Annotated in this window: 16 protein-coding genes and 4 tRNA genes; 4 read left to right on the forward strand and 16 right to left on the reverse strand. The window is 46.6% G+C overall.

What is annotated here, in order from left to right; all coding sequences use genetic code 11:
• Positions 1-136 precede the first annotated feature (136 nt).
• The 4 genes from P9B68_RS04905 to P9B68_RS04920 are packed head-to-tail and all read right to left on the reverse strand — an operon-like array spanning position 137 to position 4339.
• Positions 137-1348 (reverse strand): GerAB/ArcD/ProY family transporter, encoded by a 1212-nt coding sequence (locus P9B68_RS04905; RefSeq protein ID WP_135656752.1) that lies wholly within the window; start codon positions 1346-1348, stop codon positions 137-139.
• Between the two features lie 5 nt (positions 1349-1353).
• The gene (locus tag P9B68_RS04910) at positions 1354-1593 is read right to left on the reverse strand and encodes a hypothetical protein (RefSeq protein ID WP_135656750.1); all 240 of its coding nucleotides are present in this window, start codon (positions 1591-1593) and stop codon (positions 1354-1356) included.
• Positions 1590-2786, reverse strand: coding sequence for a Ger(x)C family spore germination protein (locus P9B68_RS04915; protein ID WP_277668538.1), 1197 nt, complete (start codon positions 2784-2786; stop codon positions 1590-1592). The genes P9B68_RS04910 and P9B68_RS04915 overlap by 4 nt, the downstream gene beginning before the upstream one ends.
• 23 nt (positions 2787-2809) lie before the next feature.
• The gene (locus P9B68_RS04920; protein ID WP_277668539.1) at positions 2810-4339 is read right to left on the reverse strand and encodes a spore germination protein; all 1530 of its coding nucleotides are present in this window, start codon (positions 4337-4339) and stop codon (positions 2810-2812) included.
• A gap of 299 nt (positions 4340-4638) precedes the next feature.
• Here P9B68_RS04920 and P9B68_RS04925 point away from each other — a divergent pair, with 299 nt between their 5' ends.
• Complete coding sequence (locus P9B68_RS04925) at positions 4639-5295, forward strand: cytidylate kinase-like family protein (RefSeq protein WP_277668540.1); 657 nt, start codon at positions 4639-4641, stop codon at positions 5293-5295.
• Positions 5296-5456: 161 nt separating this feature from the next.
• On the opposite strand, the gene P9B68_RS04930 is transcribed toward P9B68_RS04925, so the two are convergent.
• Entirely contained in the window at positions 5457-6335 is an 879-nt protein-coding gene (locus tag P9B68_RS04930) for a LysR family transcriptional regulator (RefSeq protein ID WP_277668541.1), read from the reverse strand.
• 120 nt (positions 6336-6455) lie between these two features.
• Here P9B68_RS04930 and P9B68_RS04935 point away from each other — a divergent pair, with 120 nt between their 5' ends.
• From P9B68_RS04935 to P9B68_RS04945, 3 genes are all read left to right on the forward strand, one after another.
• Positions 6456-8186 (forward strand): ABC transporter ATP-binding protein, encoded by a 1731-nt coding sequence (locus tag P9B68_RS04935; protein WP_277668542.1) that lies wholly within the window; start codon positions 6456-6458, stop codon positions 8184-8186.
• Positions 8183-9907, forward strand: a complete 1725-nt coding sequence (locus tag P9B68_RS04940; protein WP_135656738.1) for an ABC transporter ATP-binding protein — start codon at positions 8183-8185, stop codon at positions 9905-9907. The genes P9B68_RS04935 and P9B68_RS04940 overlap by 4 nt, the downstream gene beginning before the upstream one ends.
• 84 nt (positions 9908-9991) lie before the next feature.
• Positions 9992-10546 carry a hypothetical protein gene (locus tag P9B68_RS04945; RefSeq protein ID WP_135656736.1) on the forward strand — a complete coding sequence of 185 codons (555 nt, stop codon included), beginning with the start codon at positions 9992-9994 and terminating at the stop codon, positions 10544-10546.
• Positions 10547-10711: 165 nt separating this feature from the next.
• On the opposite strand, the gene P9B68_RS04950 is transcribed toward P9B68_RS04945, so the two are convergent.
• From P9B68_RS04950 to P9B68_RS05000, 11 genes are all read right to left on the reverse strand, one after another.
• Positions 10712-10891 (reverse strand): FeoB-associated Cys-rich membrane protein, encoded by a 180-nt coding sequence (locus tag P9B68_RS04950; RefSeq protein ID WP_135656734.1) that lies wholly within the window; start codon positions 10889-10891, stop codon positions 10712-10714.
• Between the two features lie 28 nt (positions 10892-10919).
• Positions 10920-13073 carry a ferrous iron transport protein B gene (gene feoB, locus P9B68_RS04955; RefSeq protein WP_135656732.1) on the reverse strand — a complete coding sequence of 718 codons (2154 nt, stop codon included), beginning with the start codon at positions 13071-13073 and terminating at the stop codon, positions 10920-10922.
• 65 nt (positions 13074-13138) lie between these two features.
• A complete protein-coding gene (locus P9B68_RS04960) occupies positions 13139-13363 on the reverse strand; it encodes a FeoA family protein (RefSeq protein WP_135656730.1) in 225 nt (74 codons plus the stop codon).
• Between the two features lie 34 nt (positions 13364-13397).
• On the reverse strand, positions 13398-13685 hold the full coding sequence (locus tag P9B68_RS04965; RefSeq protein ID WP_167875117.1) for a FeoA family protein: 288 nt from the start codon (positions 13683-13685) through the stop codon (positions 13398-13400).
• Between the two features lie 217 nt (positions 13686-13902).
• Positions 13903-13978: transfer RNA gene (locus P9B68_RS04970), tRNA-Gly, on the reverse strand.
• A 5-nt stretch (positions 13979-13983) separates the two neighbouring features.
• A tRNA-Phe gene (locus P9B68_RS04975) sits at positions 13984-14059 on the reverse strand.
• Between the two features lie 3 nt (positions 14060-14062).
• Positions 14063-14139, reverse strand: a tRNA-Asp gene (locus P9B68_RS04980).
• 6 nt (positions 14140-14145) lie between these two features.
• Positions 14146-14222: transfer RNA gene (locus P9B68_RS04985), tRNA-Val, on the reverse strand.
• Between the two features lie 250 nt (positions 14223-14472).
• The gene (locus P9B68_RS04990) at positions 14473-15999 is read right to left on the reverse strand and encodes a hypothetical protein (protein ID WP_277668543.1); all 1527 of its coding nucleotides are present in this window, start codon (positions 15997-15999) and stop codon (positions 14473-14475) included.
• Between the two features lie 49 nt (positions 16000-16048).
• Complete coding sequence (locus tag P9B68_RS04995) at positions 16049-16714, reverse strand: hypothetical protein (RefSeq protein WP_135656726.1); 666 nt, start codon at positions 16712-16714, stop codon at positions 16049-16051.
• Positions 16698-18425, reverse strand: a complete 1728-nt coding sequence (locus P9B68_RS05000; protein WP_277668544.1) for a [Fe-Fe] hydrogenase large subunit C-terminal domain-containing protein — start codon at positions 18423-18425, stop codon at positions 16698-16700. Before P9B68_RS05000 ends, P9B68_RS04995 begins: the two co-directional genes overlap by 17 nt.
• Between the last annotated feature and the right edge of the window lie 59 nt (positions 18426-18484).

Consider the following 18484-nt stretch of genomic DNA (forward strand, 5'->3'; position numbering starts at 1 on the left):
CAGCCAATGGAGCCGACCGCAATGCCAATATAGAAATATGTATAATCCGCTGTAAAACTTCATTGTTGACGAATCTCAAAAAACAGATGGGGCAGTAAAAAACCCGCCCCATTTCCGCAAATTGATACATCTTCAGCTACATTAATAAAAATTTTATCAAAAAGAAGGAGAGAATGATAATAAACGCTGCAAGCCCCAGATAGAATAAGCTTTGAACGCTATCATAGTGTTCTTTTTCATTTATTTTCATCGTCTGGATATGTCTAACCCCATCTTTTATTTTTTTCATGATAATTATAGTAATTGGAAGGACAGCCGCGATGAAGCCGATTAGAAGCTCCCACATTGTAGAATCCCACATATTTTGATATTGCGCATCCGGATAGACTACACCCGAAAAGACCAAGAGTACAATGCTGATGGGGATAATCATTTTTTTGTAATCCTTCAGCTCTAATATTTGCGTAAATCCCACCAGCCCTGCGTAAAAATAGACGGAAACTTTTATAAACTCGGAACACATCCAGGAAAAGGTCACAATCCCTTCCACTCTGGTAATGACAGAAACATCAATTTCTTTTGAAATCAGGTAAGTAGGGTAGTTTGTCTGCGCCGTTATTGTGGCACCTAAAATCAAAATAGACATAATCGTGCATAAAAAGTTCAGAAACGACGCCCAGTAATAACCGTAAAAAAACGACTTCCGGGTTTTCTGGATATCTTCAACATTTATGGGACAAAACATCATAAAAACAATAAGCGGCCATGCTACATAACTGTTCAGATACAGGCAGCCTTTAAGAATCGGAATTATCCCATTTTCAGCAACAGGAAATAGGTTTTCCTTTTTGACATTGGGAAGATCCAGTATAATAACAAGAAGGACAAGAAAAGTAATTATATAAAAAAAAATTTCAGAAGTACGGGCAATACATTCCAGGCCATACATTAATCCTATTGCCATGGCAATGATTAAAAACGTATTAAAGGCGTATAAAGGCGTTTCCGTCATATATTCTGTTTTCATAAAATTCCCTATATAAAAAACAACCTGAGATACACTTAAAAAACATACAAAAACAATGTATGCGGACAGAATCGTTCCCAGCCATTTACCGAAAACATCCTGTAAGATTCCCACCAGCGTTTTTCCGGGAAATAATTTTGCCAAATAAAAATAAATCAACAGAAAAGGAAAGCCCATCAATGGTGTAATCAGTGCAACGATCCAGGCGTCCTGAGCGGCATACTCCGCGACGCCCGAAATTATGGAAAGGATGGTTGTCCCAATGGTATAATCCGCAACCAATGAAAAAACCTGGTGGTTATTTATTTTTACTTTGTCCAATTATATCACTCCAAAACGCCTTTTAGCATGGCAACAAACGGTGAATTAACCGCAACAACAACATCTGCAGGATTGGGAAGATCTGCCCCATTCGCTTTTAAGATCGTAAGCATGACACCAAGGAATAGTATAATTACATAAACAGCCATTTCCTTGTATGATTTTTGTCGTTTCATCTCCGGTATATCACGAATCGATAGAAAAATCGCCAGAAGGATTACAAATACCATACAGGCAACTTTCATTTTTTGCTTCCTCCTTTAAAAAAGGTATTTCCTAACGTACCCGTTCTTTGGATTTCATAGTCAATCTTCAAGTCTACCGGAACTTGCTTATACTCTTCGCTCCAATTCTCTTTAACAGTTTTCCAGTAGCGGGGGTATTTCCGATGGATTAGTTCCCCAAAGCCAAAAATGTCGCTGCCGTACTCTTTTGTGTGTGCAAGCGATTTCAGGCATTGCTTTTTTAATTTTTTCTCACATAGCATTTCGATTTTTCGCAGATTTTCTACCTTTGAAATATCTAATGTTCCCGTTACATTTTCAATGTTGCTTCGAAATTTTAAAGATACATGGATGACCGGCTTTCCATTTACCAATTCCACATTCCGATCCGCTTCCATATTGGTTATCTCTGTTGTTATTTTTCCAATTTCTGGGGCTTCAACATAGCCTACGGTATCCCAAACATTTCCCATCAAATAATTGTATCCCTTGCACTCATCCTCATCTAGCCACCCCGCAAATTTATCCCCTTTAAAAAACGCCAGATTTCTTACTCGAATCGGGTCATCCTCCATTTTCTCCAATTCACCTAGGGTATCTCTACCCGGACGACGGGAGGTAATTTCCACCCCTGTAACCACCGCCTCCTTTCCATCCGATATAATGGAATTAATTAATTCAATTATTTTTACGGACTTACTTCCCGCCCAGATTTGATCCGATGACTTTATGGAGGAAAACAGGTTGTTCGAGGGGTTTGCATCCAGTTTGGACTGAGTTCTCAGGATTTGATTCGCTGTGGAATCGTAAGCAACGGTAAAATAAATATCCGTTCGAAACTGATGCTCGCGTGAAAAAAAATCCAAAGCCGGACCAATCCCCTCCTTGGCAAACTCTTCCCCGAATATAACGGTCTGAAGATGGGTAACATTAATCTTTCTGGGACTTTGGGTAATCATTCTTCGCACCATTTCCATAATATCTTTCCCCTCCTGCGTATAAATGATAACGTACGTTTCATTTACTGTCTTTTGGGAAGCGATCGCCCTTGGATTAAACACCTGTACGGTCATAAGAATACCCTTATCGGTTTTATCAAGTCCCAAGGAGGTGGCAAAAGCCAACGTATTCAATTCCCGGCTGTTCCAACACCCGGTCAAGCCCAAACACAATGCAACCGAAAGAAGAATAGCAAATATTTTTTTTAATTTCATAAATGTCTCCCCCGGTACCCGGTTCAAAAAATTTCCTGATCCTTTCTTTTATCTGTTAAAGGCGGGTCTATTTGCACCCTGACGGACTCGGCGCCAACCATGACATGCGGCCGGTATTTCATTTTCCACATTGGAAAACGAACTACTGCATCTCTATTTCCAATTGCCTCTGCAGGCGCAAATGGAGTCAAATAAGGAACCCCAAAGGATTTTAGCTTGCTTAAGTGCAGGATTAATATAACAAAACAAATAAAAATGCCAAACAAGCCAAAACAAGCGGACAAAATCATAAAAGCAAATCGGATTAACCGGATCGCATTAGACAATTCATAATTCGGGATAGCAAAACTGGCGATGGCTGTAATGGATACAATAATCACGATAAAAGCGGATATGATTCCAGCCTGAACAGCAGCCTGGCCAAGGACCAATGCGCCGACAATTGAAATTGCGGAGCCGACCGCCCTGGGCATCCGAATGCCCGCTTCTCGCAGGATTTCAAAAATAATTTCCATCAGAAAAGCTTCCGCAAAAGCGGGAAACGGAACGCCCTCTCGCTGCGCCGCTATACTGACCAGTAAAGTAGTGGGTATCATTTCCTGATGAAACGTAGTCAAAGCAATATATAATGCCGGAACAACCAAAGTAAGCAGTAAGGCAAGGTACCGCACAAAACGGATAAAGGAAGAAATAATATAATGGTGGTAATAATCCTCACTCACCTGTAGAAAATCAATAAATAAAGCTGGAACCGTCAACGCATAGGGCGAACCCTCCACAAAAATCGCCACTTTCCCTTCCAGCAGGTTTGCCGATACCGTATCCGGCCTTTCAGAATTGAGGAATTCGGGAAAGACGGAATTCGGATCATCCTTAATGTATTCCTCAATATATCCGCTGTCGAGAATACTGTCCACCTTAATCTTATTCAGCCTTGCCCGGAGCTCGTTCAGGATTTCTTCTTTTGCTATTCCTTCCAGATATAAAATCGCAATCTTGGTCTTGGTTTTCTCCCCAAGGGACATTTTTTCGATTTTGAGGGATTTATCCTTGACAATTCTTCGGATTCGCGAGATATTTGTATTTAAATTTTCCGTAAATGCTTCTTTAGGCCCACGGATAACCGTTTGCGAGGTTGTTTCCCCTATTGCCCTGCCTTCTGTCCCGCTGGTATATAGAAGCAAAAATTGGTTCATCCCGTCCACCAGCAGGATGGTATTGCCGGACAGCACTTCGTCGTACAGGGTTTCGATGTCGGCCTTTACGGAAACCTTCACCTGGCACAACAGGGAGGTTTTTAATTTTACAAAGCAGTCTTCGACTGACAGCCCGTCCCATGTTTCCGACAGGATCGCTTCGTTCAACTCGACGGATAAGCTGTTCAGTTTACTTTTATCCGCCATTTCATTTATATAAACAACCGCACATTTCAAAATGCGCTGATCCGATAGAATATTAAAAACACGGACAACAAAATCCAGATCGTTGCCGATTGTATTCTTTATTTGTCTTAAATTTTCTGAAATATTTGAAGAAAAACCACAGTACCTCAATTTCACTACCTCAAATGTCAGTTTATAGGACTAGTATTTCCTAATTTTATGGAATCATAAACAGTTGTAAATTGATTTATTTTGAATTATTATAATAAACAGCCCATTTACAAACCGGGTTCCGGTAAAATCCCCCCATGATGGCCTGCACACGGGCTTTTTCTCACAAAAACATTTCCCGGCTTCTCAAATTCTGTTAATCAAATTCATTATGAAATATTGACAAAATTTTAATATCATTTATACTGATAATAGTATTAAATAACGGAGCAGTATTTCACTTACAGGAGGAATCTTTTATGAACTATGCAATAACGATCGCACGAGGATATGGAAGCGGCGGCCGCCGCATCGGGCAGAAATTGGCCGATAAATTGAACATCGACTTTGTAGACAGGGAATTGCTGCAGCTTGCCTCAATTGAAAGCGGAATCAACGAAGCGCTTTTCGGCCAGGCCGACGAACGGGTGAAAAAATCGCTTCTGTTATTTAAAAACATCCGGAGAAGCAGCCATTTGGGCGATGTTCTGAAGCCAGAGCAAAACGGTTTCACTTCGGACGAAAACCTCTTTAATTATCAGGCAAAGGTTCTCCGCAGCCTGACGGAAAAGGAGTCCTTCGTCGTTATGGGCCGCGCCGCAGACTTTATCCTGAAGGATTATCCTAACGTATTGAGCGTAAATATTCAGGCGTCCCAAAAATTCTGTGTAAAAGCCGTTATGGATCTTATGGGATGTTCGGAAAGGGAAGCGGAATCCCGCATTGAAAAAATAGACCGCTATCGTGCAGAGTTCTACAAGTATTACACCGGAAGAAACTGGAACAACCCCGAAAACTTTGACCTTTGCTTAAATAGTGAACGGCTAGGGGACGATAACTGCATTCGCTTAATTATTGAATGCGCCAAGCTGAAATTCGGCCCGGACTTCAACAAAAGGGAAACGGAAGCTGAATAGATTACAACATTCCCGCGCAAGCGAAAGGAAATGCCCTCGAAGGGCATCCGGGTGCCATGCGCGGGCAAATGGAATTATCAAAATAGAAACGAAATAAAATAAAAAAGGGACATCGGCAGGCAATACACTTGCCCGCCGATGTCCCTTTTTGTCATGGTCTATTACCAGTCCACGCTGTCCTCAAAAAAGCTTACAAATCGCTGCGCCAAAGGGGACAGATACCGTTTTTTCTCCCAGATTACCGCCACTTGTGTCCGAAGCTTCTCATTTAAAATATCCTTGCAGATGAGCTGATCCAGATTCAGCACCTGCAAAGCGGATTTTGGTATAATTCCAATCCCGAAGCCCTTGCGCGCCCAGGTGTACGTTGTACGGGCATCGTCATTAAGACAACAGATAAAGGGGGTCAGCCCCTCCTCAGCAAAGGCTTCCTGAATCAGCGCTTCAAACCGCCGGTAAATAATCAGCGGCTTGTTTTTTAATTCCTCAAGCGTAATGCCGGATTCCCCTTGGCCGCAGGCAAGGTCTTTGGTCATAACCGCTGCCATTGGTTCCAAGGCAGAATAACGACAATGAAACCGATCATACTGGAAAGGTGTGCGCACAATACCTAAATCCACAATGCCTTTTTCCAGCATTTCAATAATCGCAAAGGTATTTCCCTCATGAATCTCAAACCGAATATCGGGGTAATGCTTCGTGAATTCCTGCATACGGAGATTCGGCACAACCCCGCCGGAGGAAGATACAGCCCCAAGCGACAGCACACCGTGCAGGCCCTTCCCGTAGTTTTCCACTTCACGCACCGCAGACGAAGTCATGCTCAGTATTTGTTCGGCACGTTTATACAAGAGCTTGCCCGCGTCGGTAAGCTCCGCATTACGGGGGCCACGCTTAATCAAGGTTACGCCGAGCTCCTGTTCCAGCAGACTAAGCTGATAGCTGAGCGGCGGCTGTGCAATATGCAGTTTTTTTGCGGCGGCGGTAATCTGCCGCTCTTCCGCAATCGCCATAAAATATTTCAACTGTTTTAAATTCATACCCCTTCCCCCTAAAACTGATTCCATACATTTTTTATATATATTACCACAAAAACAAGTATTTTTCATATGGATCCGTCTGGATTATAATAAATCCAGAAAGTGATGGAGGGATTGCGCTTGCTTAGACTTGCGATGTACTTAAAAAAATATAAAAAAGAATGCATTATCGGGCCCATATTTAAATTTATGGAAGCCATTTTCGAACTTCTTCTGCCTACGATAATGGCTTCGATGATTAACAACGGCGTCGGACAGCGCGATACCGGGTATGTTTTAAGAACAGGCGGCCTGATGGCCGGTATGGCGCTCTGCGGCTACGGCTGCGCGCTGGTCTGCCAGTTCCTGGCCTCCCGTGCGTCCCAAGGGTTCGGGACGGATTTGCGCAATGCGGTGTTTGAACATATTTTGTCTTTTTCCTATTTGCAGGCGGATCACTTCGGCACACCTACGCTCACGAACCGGATCACAAACGATATCAACCAGCTGCAGCAAATGGTTGCCATGATGATCCGCCTAATGATCCGGGCACCGTTTATCTGTATCGGGTCGATTATTATGTCCTTCTTTCTGGACTATCAGCTCGCCCTTATTTTGCTGGCCGCAACGCCAGTTTTGGCCGCGATCATTTATTTCATTACAAAAAATGCTTCTCCGCTCTACCGTTCCTATCAAAAAAAGCTAGACGGGCTTGCCGTCATCCTCCGGGAAAATTTATCCGGAATCCGCGTTATCCGCGCTTTTTCAAAAACCCAAGTGGAAACAAAACGCTTTCGCACGGCGAACAACGATCTGATGGATAACGGCCTTGCAATCGGACGCATTTCTTCGCTGTTCAATCCTCTTACCTCCATGGCCGTCAATTTCATTATCGTCGTAATCCTTTGGCAGGGAAACATCCATATCCGCACAGGACGGCTTTCCCAGGGACAGATCATCGCGTTTATCAATTATGCCAACCAAATTCTGCTCGCCCTGATGGTCGTATCCAATTTAATTATCCTTCTTACAAAATCCATCGCGTCTGCCGCAAGGATCAATGAAATCATGGACGTTCAGCCGGACATGGAGAATCCGGCGGAGAGCGTCAAGGAGGATCCTTCCGCACCCGCGGTGGAGTTCTGCGGCGTTTCCTTCGGGTATAATCCAACCGGGGACCGCGCGCTGGAACACATCGACGTAACCATCCACAGAGGGGAAACCGTTGGAATCATCGGCGGCACCGGCTCGGGGAAATCCACGTTTGTAAACCTGATCGCCCGGTTTTACGATGCAACGTCCGGCGTCATCCTTGTGGACGGAATCCCGGTTAAGCAGTATCCGATTGCCCAGCTGCGCGGAAAGATCGGTTTTGTACCGCAGCACGCGCTCCTCTTTTCCGGCACCATAACGGAAAACATCCGCTGGGGCAATGAAAAGGCGGATATGCAAGCGGTGCGGGCCGCCGCCGTAACCGCGCAGGCAGATGAATTTATCCAGACCCTCCCGCAGGGATACGATTTTCCCATACAGCGCGGCGGAAGCAATCTTTCCGGCGGACAGCGCCAAAGGCTGACCATCGCCCGGGCTCTGGTTTCCAATCCGGAAATCCTCATCCTAGACGACGCTTCCAGCGCGCTTGATTTTCTTACGGAAGCCAAAATGCGCAAGGCAATCCGAAAAAACAGCCGCACACAAACCGTCCTGCTGGTATCGCAGCGCGTAGGGGCCGTAAAGGACGCGGACCGGATCCTTGTATTTGAGGACGGTAAAATCATTGGAAACGGCCCTCACAGCGAACTCTTTCAAAACTGCGCTGTCTATCGGGAAATCTGTTTGTCACAGCTTTCCAGCGAGGAGGCTTTGCAATGAAACAAACCATTCGAAGAATTTTGGAGTATGTGGGCGAATACAAAAAGCTGATTTTTTTCTCCGCCTTCAGCGCGCTGATCAGCGTAACCGGTATGCTGTTCGCCCCGCTCATCATCGGCCGCGCCATAGACGATATGGCCGCGGGGAACGGCGCCAAAGAGGTCTTTTACTCCCTTTGCCTTTTGCTGGCCGTTTACCTGTGCAACAGCTTTTTCCTTTGGCTGCTGAATTACCTAACCAACCGTATCTCCTACTATACGGTAAACCGGCTTCGGGAATCGCTTTTTGACAAACTCTCGGTTCTACCGCTCAAATTTTACGACCAAAACGCCCATGGGGACACCATCAGCCGTTTTATCAACGACGCGGACACCGTTTCGGACGGTTTGCTACAAGGCTTTATGGCGCTGCTGCAAGGAATCGTAACCATCCTGGGATCCATTGTGTTCATGCTTTACCTGAATCCGGCCATGACCGTGATTGTTGTGCTTTCCGCTCCGGCCTCCTTCTTTACCGCGCGGTTCATTACGAATCGGTCGCAGAACCTTTTCCGCGAACAGGCAAAATACCTGGGGGATCTGAACGGGTATGCGGAAGAAATGATTGAGGGACAGAAAATCGTAAAAGCCTTTTTGTATGACAAAAGGGCCATCGAGCAATTCCGGAAGATTAACGCCGGACTATATGAAGCCGGCGTAAAATCGCAGTTTATCTCATCGCTGTCCAACCCGTCAACCCGTGTGATCAATAATCTCGCTTACACGGTAGTAGGCGTTTGCGGCAGTATTGCGGCTATTTACGGGCACCTTACAGCGGGGGGCATTTCCAGCTTCCTGATTTTCACGGTGATTTTTGCAAAGCCATTCAATGATATTACAAACGTACTCACGCAGATGCAGTCCGCCGTTGCGTCCGCCCAGCGTATTTTTCATATTCTGGATTTGCCGCCGGAGCCGCCCAGCGCACCCAACGCGGTTTCCCTGGAATCGTGCGGCGGACATGTGGAATTTGAACATGTTTCCTTTGCCTATCAGCCAGGGCAGCATCTGATTGAAGATTTCAATCTGGATGTGAAGCCGGGCAGCAGCATAGCGATAGTGGGAAAAACCGGCGCCGGAAAGACAACTCTGGTAAACCTGCTGATGCGGTTTTATGATGTAGACAAGGGCAGCATTCGTATTGACGGAACCGATATCCGTAACCTGACCCGCAGCAGCCTTCGGGCGAGGTTCGGCATGGTCCTGCAGGACACCTGGCTTTTTGACGGCACGATCCGCGACAATATCGCATATGCGAAGCCCAACGCTTCCATGCAGGAAATCGTCGCGGCGGCAAAAGAAGCCGGCGCCGACAGCTTTATCCGAAAACTTGAGAAAGGGTACGATACGGAAATCTCGGCGGACGGCGAAAATATTTCGGAGGGGCAAAAACAGCTGCTTACCATCGCCCGCGTAATGCTGGCCAACCCACCCATGCTGATTCTGGACGAAGCCACGAGCAATATCGATACCTACACCGAAATGAAAATCCAGAAGGCTTTTACCCGACTTACAGCGGGCCGGACCAGCTTTGTCATCGCTCATCGGCTTTCCACCATCCGGAACGCGGCCTTAATTCTCGTTATGCATCAAGGCCGTATCGTCGAAAGCGGCACCCATGAAGAACTGCTGAAAAAAAAAGGCTATTATGCAGATCTTTACTGCAGTCAGTTTTCTTCTTAGAAATATAGTAACAAAATTCTCCATTTACAGACAAAATACAGCGTTATATAATAAATATATAACCAAGATGCAAGGAGGATAAAAATGGCTCAGTATATAAACAGACTTAAGGTACCGGACAACGGAACCATCCGCCATATCGTCGGTTTCGGGCAGGGTGACCCCGGTTACGATGTACTGGAAACAAAATCAAGGGATAATGTGCCTTGTGTGGTCTTTTATTATTTGAAGGACGGGAAAAAATGCAGCGTTTCCGTCACAAAATATCAGGGAAAATACTATGTGGAATACAACTCCTACAATGATGTTAATTCTTTAATAAGCAACCAGAACCGGGAATCTACGCTTCGAAATGTATCAAGGGAATATTTAATGGAAACGGTTATGGCTTACAGAGCTTACCGCATGCTGTACAATGAATACCACGGCTTCCGGGATGATATTGCCGACGCGCTGGACAGCGGGCTTGAGTGCGTCTACTTAGGAAGACTTGGAAAGGATCGAGAGCATTTGATAAACCTGCTGGAACGCTCCGGATTCCACATTGAATCAATTGATTTTGATTTGATTAAAACAAAGGAAGGAATCTGTTTGGCTTCTGACGGTCAATGCTTTAATAAAGACGAAATCATACCGTAATATACAAAAACGGAGAACAGATCGTCCTGTTCTCCGTTTTTCTTACTCCGCATCTTTTCTATAATTCTCTTTTTCAAGAAAGCAACTGGGTTCACCGACTCACGCCTGAATAACATAAAAAGCTGCTGTTGCCCGGAATCCGGGAAACAGCAGAATGTATTTTCCCTATTTCTGTTTACGAAATGCCTGAGCGCAATGGCAACAGTCACCACTACATCCTCCGCACCCGGCGCATCCCCCGTTTTTCCGGGTTTTGTGAAGATAACAGATTGCCCTTACAAACAAAATTCCTAGAATAGCACAAATAATAATTGTTGCCGCGTTTGCTGCAAGCCATTGTAACATAATCAATCATACCTCTTTCCATATTTACTTATGCTGCCACTTCGGCGGAGAGGTTCTTCAGCCTGGCCTGCGGGTTCGGGCGGAACAAGAGGTAAAGCATTACCGCTAAAACAATCAGTGCGGCTACAGAGCCGGTTCCGAAGTTTACGCCGCCAAAGAGAAGGCCGCCGAACTGATGAATCATCAAAGCGACCGAATAGGCGAAGAACGTTTGATACCCCAAAGCGAACCAGGTCCATTGCGAGCTTGCCATTTCACGCTTCATCGCACCGATTGCCGCAAAGCAAGGGGCGCAGAAAAGATTGAATACCAGGAAGGAAAGCGCGGCCGAACCATAGGGGAACATAACCGCGATTTGCTTTAACAAACCGGCGTCATCCTCAGCAACATCGCCGCCTAAGCCAAACAGCACACCAAAGGTGCCCACAACGTTTTCCTTCGCCACAAGGCCGGAAACCGTAGCAACCGCCGCCTGCCAGTTGCCGAAGCCCAGCGGTGAGAATACCGGAGCAATAAATCGGCCGATCACCGCAAGCAAGCTGGCGTTTTCTTCGATCATACCGAAGCCGCCATCCGAAAATCCGAAGTTGGAAAGGAACCAGATCACACCGCAGGCCACAAAGATAACTGTTCCCGCTTTAATGACAAACGCTTTCCCGCGTTCCCACATGTGGATCAGCACGCCCTTTGGGGCGGGAACATGGTACTGTGGGAGCTCCATTACAAACGGCGCGGGGGCTCCGGCAAACATTCTGGTCTTTTTCAGCATAATACCGGAAATAACGATCGCAAAAATACCCATGAAATACATGGCGGGTGCAAGCCAGACAATATCCGGGAACATTGCGCCGCCAATCAGCGCAATAATCGGCAGTTTTGCGCTGCAGGGAATGGATGTCGTTGTCATAATTGTCATCCGGCGGTCTTTTTCGTTTTCGATGGTCTTTGTCGCCATAATTCCGGGCACTCCACAACCGGAGGAAATCAGCATCGGGATGAAGCTTTTTCCGGAAAGGCCGAATTTACGGAAAATACGGTCCATAATAAACGCCACACGGGCCATATAACCGCAATCTTCCAAAATTGAAAGGAAGAAAAACAGAATAAACATCTGCGGTACAAAACCGAGAACCGCGCCGACGCCACCGATAATTCCGTCTACCACCAATCCGTTCAGCCATTCGGCAGCCCCAATATTGGCCATCCAGCCGCTGACAGAAGGCTGTATCCATTCGCCGAACAAGGTATCGTTTGTCCAGTCGGTTACGATCGCGCCAAGCCATGAAATCGAAACATAATATACAATAAACATAACAAGAGTAAAGATCGGAAGGGCAAGCCAGCGGTTTGTTACGATCCGGTCGATTTTATCCGAAGTTGTCATTCTACTGTGCCTTTTGTAAACACATTTTTTCATCAGTTCCGCAATGTATATGTAACGTTCGTTTGTGATAATACTCTCACTATCGTCGTCCAGTTCTTTTTCCGCTTCCTGAACAATCGATTCCAGATTGTCTTTTATGTCCTGCGGCAAATTCAGGGCTTCCATTACTTTTGCGTCGCGCTCAAAGAGCTTGATCGCATACCACCGCTGTTGCTCGGAGGAAAATAACCCGGAAGTAAGCTTTGTGATTTCCTCCAAAGCGGTCTCCACGGATGCGCTGAAGCGATGCCGGGGCTCTGTTTTCTCTCTCGCCTTTGCCAGAGCAATTGCCATCTCCGCCGCCTGCATAGAGCCTTCGCCCTTCAAAGCGGAGGTTTCCACAACTTCGCAGCCCAGCGCGGCGCTCAGCGCCTGGGTATCGATTTTATCACCGTTTTTCTGAACCAAGTCAATCATGTTCAAGGCAAGAACAACCGGAATACCCAGTTCCACAACCTGCGTCGTCAAATATAGATTGCGTTCCAAATTCGTTGCGTCCACCAGGTTAATGATTGCATCCGGATTTTCATGCATCAGATAGTTACGGCTGACAACCTCCTCCAACGTATAGGGGGATAAAGAGTAAATACCGGGCAAGTCGGTAATAAAGACGCCTTTGTGTCCCTTCATTTTCCCTTCTTTCTTTTCAACCGTAACACCCGGCCAGTTTCCAACGTATTGGCTCGAACCTGTCAGGTCGTTAAACATCGTAGTTTTGCCGCAATTCGGATTACCGACTAAAGCAATTCTGAGTTTCATCTATTTTCCTCCTTATTGTTAGTTAGCTAAAGCTAACTAATGTATCCAAAAAATAGGGAAATCCACTATTCTGCAAGTAGAATATTTTCCGCTTCCGATTTCCGGATGGTAAGCTCATATCCTCGAACACTTACTTCGATCGGATCCCCCAAAGGGGCGACCTTGCGGATAAAAATTTCAGCGCCCTTCGTGATCCCCATGTCCATAATCCTGCGTTTCAGCGCACCTTCTCCGGTCAGTTTTCTGACCGTTACCGTTTGGCCACATTTTGCTTCTTTTAAGGTTTTCATGCTCTGCTTCCTCCCAATAATATTTTGCAGCGTATTAAACCGCATAAACACGGCTCGCCATTGCTTTACTAATTGCAACGCGGGTTCCTTTCACATTCACGATGAGATTCCCGCCCAATTCGGTTATTACGGTAACAGCAGCGTCCTCGACAAACCCAAGGCTTTCCAAAAAACGCCTTGTTTCGTCCTTCCCGCGAATGGAATGTACGGATACTTCTGTCCCCGGACGTACCATATTTAAAGGTATCATGCCTGAAATGGATGCGGAAGGGGGATTCTTCCCCTTATAAAGCGTATGCAGTACAGCCTGTTCTTCCGGCATTTCGATCACTCCTTTTAGTTAGCTCCGGCTAACTCTCGCCGTTTTTATATGGAGGTAAGCGTACACTAACCTCCGCTTATTACAGTTTACTCGTGCTAACTGGAAATGTCAAGCATTTGAGTAAAATTTTTTAAATTCCCCCGCAGCATGGAGTTTCGCACGAACAGAAAAACGCTCCCCACCGTGTGAGGAGCGTTTTTCCGCAGGCTTACTCTGCTGGAGCGAACGACGAGGCTCGAACTCGCTACCTCCACCTTGGCAAGGTGGCGCTCTACCAGATGAGCTACGTTCGCGTATTTGGTGCCTCCGGGCGGAATCGAACCACCGACACGGGGATTTTCAGTCCCCTGCTCTACCAACTGAGCTACAGAGGCATTTGGCGACTCGGATCGGGATCGAACCGACGACCTCTAGCGTGACAGGCTAGCGTTCTAACCAGCTGAACTACCGAGCCATTCCATGGTGGGAACAATAGGACTCGAACCTATGACCCCCTGCTTGTAAGGCAGGTGCTCTAACCAGCTGAGCTATACTCCCATAGTTTTTCAGCGGTATTTATAATTATACTATTTTTTTACACAATTGTCAATGCACCAACAAAATTTTTTCATATCCAACTTTAGAAAAAAGCCCGCTCTCAACATCTGCGTTTTAAGCGGGCCATATAGTAAATAGCTACACTTGAACGGCTCAGCCGTCTCCGCTCAGCGGAAATGCTCTGCATAGGGGATTACGCCACATACGCGGAAGCATGATGCGGTAGCTAATGCATCCAAAGCAAAAATCATCAACAGAAGCGGACGGCTTCTTTCAGATTTGCTGCATAAAAAAGTTTTCTCCAAACAGCATATTTTTTCGGATCGTCGATAAATTCACCATCCATATTCTCGAGAAACTGCCTAAGCCTATCATATACAGGCGTATAATCCGTTCCCCCTTGCGGAAGCAGGCATTCAAAGCCAAGGACTTTGTTGAAGCAAAGAAGCCCGTCTTCTGTTTTTCGGATGGAAAGCGGTATTTTATCGTGGTGGTACTGCTCAAGCCTTTTCGCAAGGCTCTCGCTGCCGATCCATTCCAATTCCGACGCGTACCCGCAGTAAATGCAGATAAAAAGCTCCGATGATACCAGATTGCGCCGGGTTCTTTTCCCGCAGGCGGGGCAGGTATGGAAAAGGCCGTTCGCGCTTACTTCAATTGGCGCCGGCAGCCCTCTTTCCGGAAGCTTATACTTTAGTAATTTTACAAGAGCCCCGTATTGGTCGGCCGACAAGGCCTCTTCAGGCAGGAGCGGCAACTGGTCGTTTCTTCCCCCATTTGCCTCCATCACCACCTGCGAACGGTAATTTTCCGCGAAGCCTACTATTTTATTGGCCAGATGAAACAAATCCTCTTTATTCGGTGCCACGCAGATTCTGCCGTTTTCCTGAATTTCCCCGTTTTCCCCGCAAACGGTGTAATGCAATCCGCCGGGCATATTGCGAGCGACCCCCATTGTTGTCGCCACCGTTAAAGCGTCCCTTTGGCCGCATTCCATATTGATCATTAAATAGTATCTTCTTTCCCTTTTCACCAAACGGGCGGAGTGAAGCATACCGGGGTTTTCAAGGGTTTTCTTCAAGTCGGCATACTGCCTTTTCCCAAAAGCCAACGGGACGACGATATAGCTTCGCCTGCCGGGCTTAGGAATCAGCGGTGGCATACCCGCCCAAACGTATTTTAAACACAGGCCGCTTGCCCAGTTTCCGACCGGAATGCTTTCCTTTCTGTTCAAAAGGTACAGCTTTGCGTAAAACCGGTCTTTGAATTCATCATAAAGCAAACAGTAATTGCGGTTCATCGCATACCGTCCGAAATAGAGGGAACGCAGATTTCCCTTTTGGCTGATCAGCTTTGAGCAGCGATACGCAAAGATTTGCGGTGGAATCCGCGCGCCGTCAAATTGACGGATACAGTCCGCAATCTCGGAAGCAAAACGGGTATCGTCCAGAAACAGGAGAGGATACCTCGCACTTGGATTTTTCCGCTTCTGAGCAATATAGGAAGCCGAAACGGCGGCGAATTCTATTTTCAAAGAATCCTTGAACGGCTGTACATCATAATCATTCAATTTTTTCGCTGTTTCTTTGTCGATCAAATTGAACAAGATCCGCTGTGTGATCGCACTTTTCGATTCAGCCAGTTCCTCAAGTTCCTTACGGTACCGATCCATCAGAAACTGGAAGGCCTGCGAATAGCGCAGGAGCGCCGTATCCATCAGCTCTTTTTTCTGTCTCGTCGGTTTATAGATTTGCAGCACCAATGTCTTAAACGTCATAACCGTATTCCTGTTTCAAAGCAAAAGTATGTAATAGCACCGGAAGCCACTAGGTTCCCAGACGGAAAACCATCGCGGATAAATCCTTTTCCGGCTTTCCGAAGGAAAGCGAATTCCCCGCATTCAGAAGGAGCCGAACCAAATGCTCGGCTGACGCCCGGGGATGGTAGGCGTTCTGCATATAGGCCGAAAGGGTTTCCAGTCGCCAGCCGTTTTTCAGATTCCTTTTCGCGCCGACGCTCAGCATGCCGCTGCCAACCGCAATCACCGTATCCGCCTGCTTTATGGACATTACCCCGCTGCGGAGGGTCTTTCCCCGCAAGCCCCTGCAGCTTACGTGCATTGGAACCGGCTTGCCGCGGCGCAGCAGAATGACATCCGGTGTTTCAAACTGCTCCACATGCATCATTCCATTGAAAGGAATTTGTATCAGCGTAAAAGGTACCTTGTGAGCGCTGTCCTGTTCCCCGGTTTCCGGCTGGAATTCAACGATCATATCGGCGGCCTGGCCGATGGGCACCCCGCTTTTGCACATGGTTTCCATTATTTTCGCGGTAAATGAGGTCAGCAGGCTTGCTTTCGTCCCGCCGCCGAGTCCGTCGGCAAGGATGGCGGTGACGCCGGATGGATTCCGGATAATTTTCACCTGATCTCCGCAAAGCTCCTCGCCGTACTTTTGAATGCATTCGCCGTAAGCGTCAATCTTTATGTACATTTTCAGCGTCCTTTTCCGAAACGATATTTTTGGTAAGCTGCAATAAGGCCACTTTCGTTTCGCACGTAGTTTCCCCAAGAAGATTTGTAATCTCCTGCACGATGCGCATTTGTTTATTCACTACCTCTTTTGCGAATGCCGCCGTTTCTTCCGTAACCTTCCGGTGCTTTTCCAGCATTTTTTCTTCCTGCGTAATGTCCTTCAAAAGCACAAACAACGTCTGCGCATTACGCACAAGAACTACTGTCTGCTCCAAAACCAAGCCGAGCGAATGGTAAGCCTGTTTATGATTGAGAATATTTTTCCCGCTGTTCAGAACCTTCTCAAAATCCTTACTTGAGAGGACACTGCTGACCGGGCGGCCGACGGCTTCTTCGCTGAGGTTTAGTAATTTCGCTGCGGCCGGATTGAATTGTTCAATATTCAATTGGCTGTTAATCATCAAAATACCGGTCGGGGTATTTTCCACAACCGTGTTGGACATACTTTCCGCCAGATCGCGCATATAGGGGATACACATGTTAATATTTGCTTTTCCCTGAAGCACGGCAATCGCTTTTTCGCGGCAGGTATTATATCCGCAGCAGCCACAGTTCAGTTCCTTTTCGGGAGAAGTTTTTCCCGTAGACGCCAATATTTCCCGAATTTTCTTTTCATCAATCGATTTCCGCTTTACGGTGCGGCTTCGATGCTTTCTCATAAACTGCAAGGAAACGCCCTCCGTAAGGGCCGGAGGCGCTTCATTCACACGCTTCACATTGCGAACCAGCACATTTTTTGAAAGCAGAAAGCTGATATTCATGGATCTTAAAATCGGGCCGCCCAAACAGCCGCCCGCGCAGGCATTCAGCTCTAGGAAATAGCCGGAAAGTTTGTCCCGCTGAATGGAATCTAGCACCTCAATACAGCGGTCCACCCCGTCAACGCTCAGACACTCATACGCCGCGCGTTCCTTCCGGTTAAGATTTTTTATAATGCCCCCCGGCGCCGGATAATAGCGGGGCAGGGTATTTGCCATCGCCCGGCTGTTTTGGTCCTCCTGCGAAAAATCCACATTTTCCTCCTGGAACCAATTTTGCAGCTCGTCGAATGTCAGAGCGGAAAACAGCAGATTGCCGTTGACGGGGTCAAGGCATTCATATTTTTTCGATATACAGGGACCGATAAACACAACTTTCGCCCGAACGCCGTAAATCTGTTTGATCATACGCGCATGCGCTATCACCGGCGTTACAACCGGCGCAAGCTGGGAAGTAAGTAAGGGATAATTTTTTTCGATAAGCAGATTGATCGAGGGACAGGCCGAAGTTATAATATTCTGCATTTTATGCTTTCGGATCAATTTTTCATATTCGCGTGTCACCTGTTCGGCGCCGATCGCTGTTTCCTCCACATGGGTAAATCCCAATTGCTTTAACGCCGCCGACATTTTCAGAATCCCCGTCTGGGGAAATGCGGCAATATAGGACGGAGCCAGAGATACATACAGCTTCTCCCCTGCTTCAATCGCTTTTTTCACTTTCGGCAGATCACTATTGATATATTTCGCATTTTGCGGGCAAACCAGCAAACAATTCCCGCAATAGATGCACTCATCCCCGAGAATCTGTATCTGCTCATCCCGATAGGCTATCGATTTTACCGGGCAATTGCGAATGCATTTATAACAATTTTTACAATCCGATTTATTTAAGCCAATGATTCTTTCCATGAAATAACGCTCCACAGGGCAGGCAGCCGTTCCGATGCAAGCGATGGATTTCGTCCCAC

It is taken from the genome of Caproiciproducens galactitolivorans (genome assembly GCF_029266045.1).
In the GTDB taxonomy this organism is placed as follows: domain Bacteria; phylum Bacillota; class Clostridia; order Oscillospirales; family Acutalibacteraceae; genus Caproiciproducens; species Caproiciproducens galactitolivorans.

Bases quoted from the DNA above. Each gene is read 5' to 3' on its own strand.
- P9B68_RS04960 (WP_135656730.1), bottom strand. From the start codon at position 13,363: ATGAAAACCTTAAAAGAAGCAAAATGTGGCCAAACGGTAACGGTCAGA.
- P9B68_RS04965 (WP_167875117.1), bottom strand. From the start codon at position 13,685: ATGCCGGAAGAACAGGCTGTACTGCATACGCTTTATAAGGGGAAGAAT.
- P9B68_RS05000 (WP_277668544.1), bottom strand. From the start codon at position 18,425: ATGGAAAGAATCATTGGCTTAAATAAATCGGATTGTAAAAATTGTTAT.
- P9B68_RS04910 (WP_135656750.1), bottom strand. From the start codon at position 1,593: ATGAAAGTTGCCTGTATGGTATTTGTAATCCTTCTGGCGATTTTTCTA.
- P9B68_RS04950 (WP_135656734.1), bottom strand. From the start codon at position 10,891: ATGTTACAATGGCTTGCAGCAAACGCGGCAACAATTATTATTTGTGCT.
- P9B68_RS04990 (WP_277668543.1), bottom strand. From the start codon at position 15,999: ATGACGTTTAAGACATTGGTGCTGCAAATCTATAAACCGACGAGACAG.
- P9B68_RS04915 (WP_277668538.1), bottom strand. From the start codon at position 2,786: ATGAAATTAAAAAAAATATTTGCTATTCTTCTTTCGGTTGCATTGTGT.
- P9B68_RS04930 (WP_277668541.1), bottom strand. From the start codon at position 6,335: ATGAATTTAAAACAGTTGAAATATTTTATGGCGATTGCGGAAGAGCGG.
- feoB (WP_135656732.1), bottom strand. From the start codon at position 13,073: ATGAAACTCAGAATTGCTTTAGTCGGTAATCCGAATTGCGGCAAAACT.
- P9B68_RS04995 (WP_135656726.1), bottom strand. From the start codon at position 16,714: ATGTACATAAAGATTGACGCTTACGGCGAATGCATTCAAAAGTACGGC.
- P9B68_RS04925 (WP_277668540.1), top strand. From the start codon at position 4,639: ATGAACTATGCAATAACGATCGCACGAGGATATGGAAGCGGCGGCCGC.
- P9B68_RS04945 (WP_135656736.1), top strand. From the start codon at position 9,992: ATGGCTCAGTATATAAACAGACTTAAGGTACCGGACAACGGAACCATC.
- P9B68_RS04940 (WP_135656738.1), top strand. From the start codon at position 8,183: ATGAAACAAACCATTCGAAGAATTTTGGAGTATGTGGGCGAATACAAA.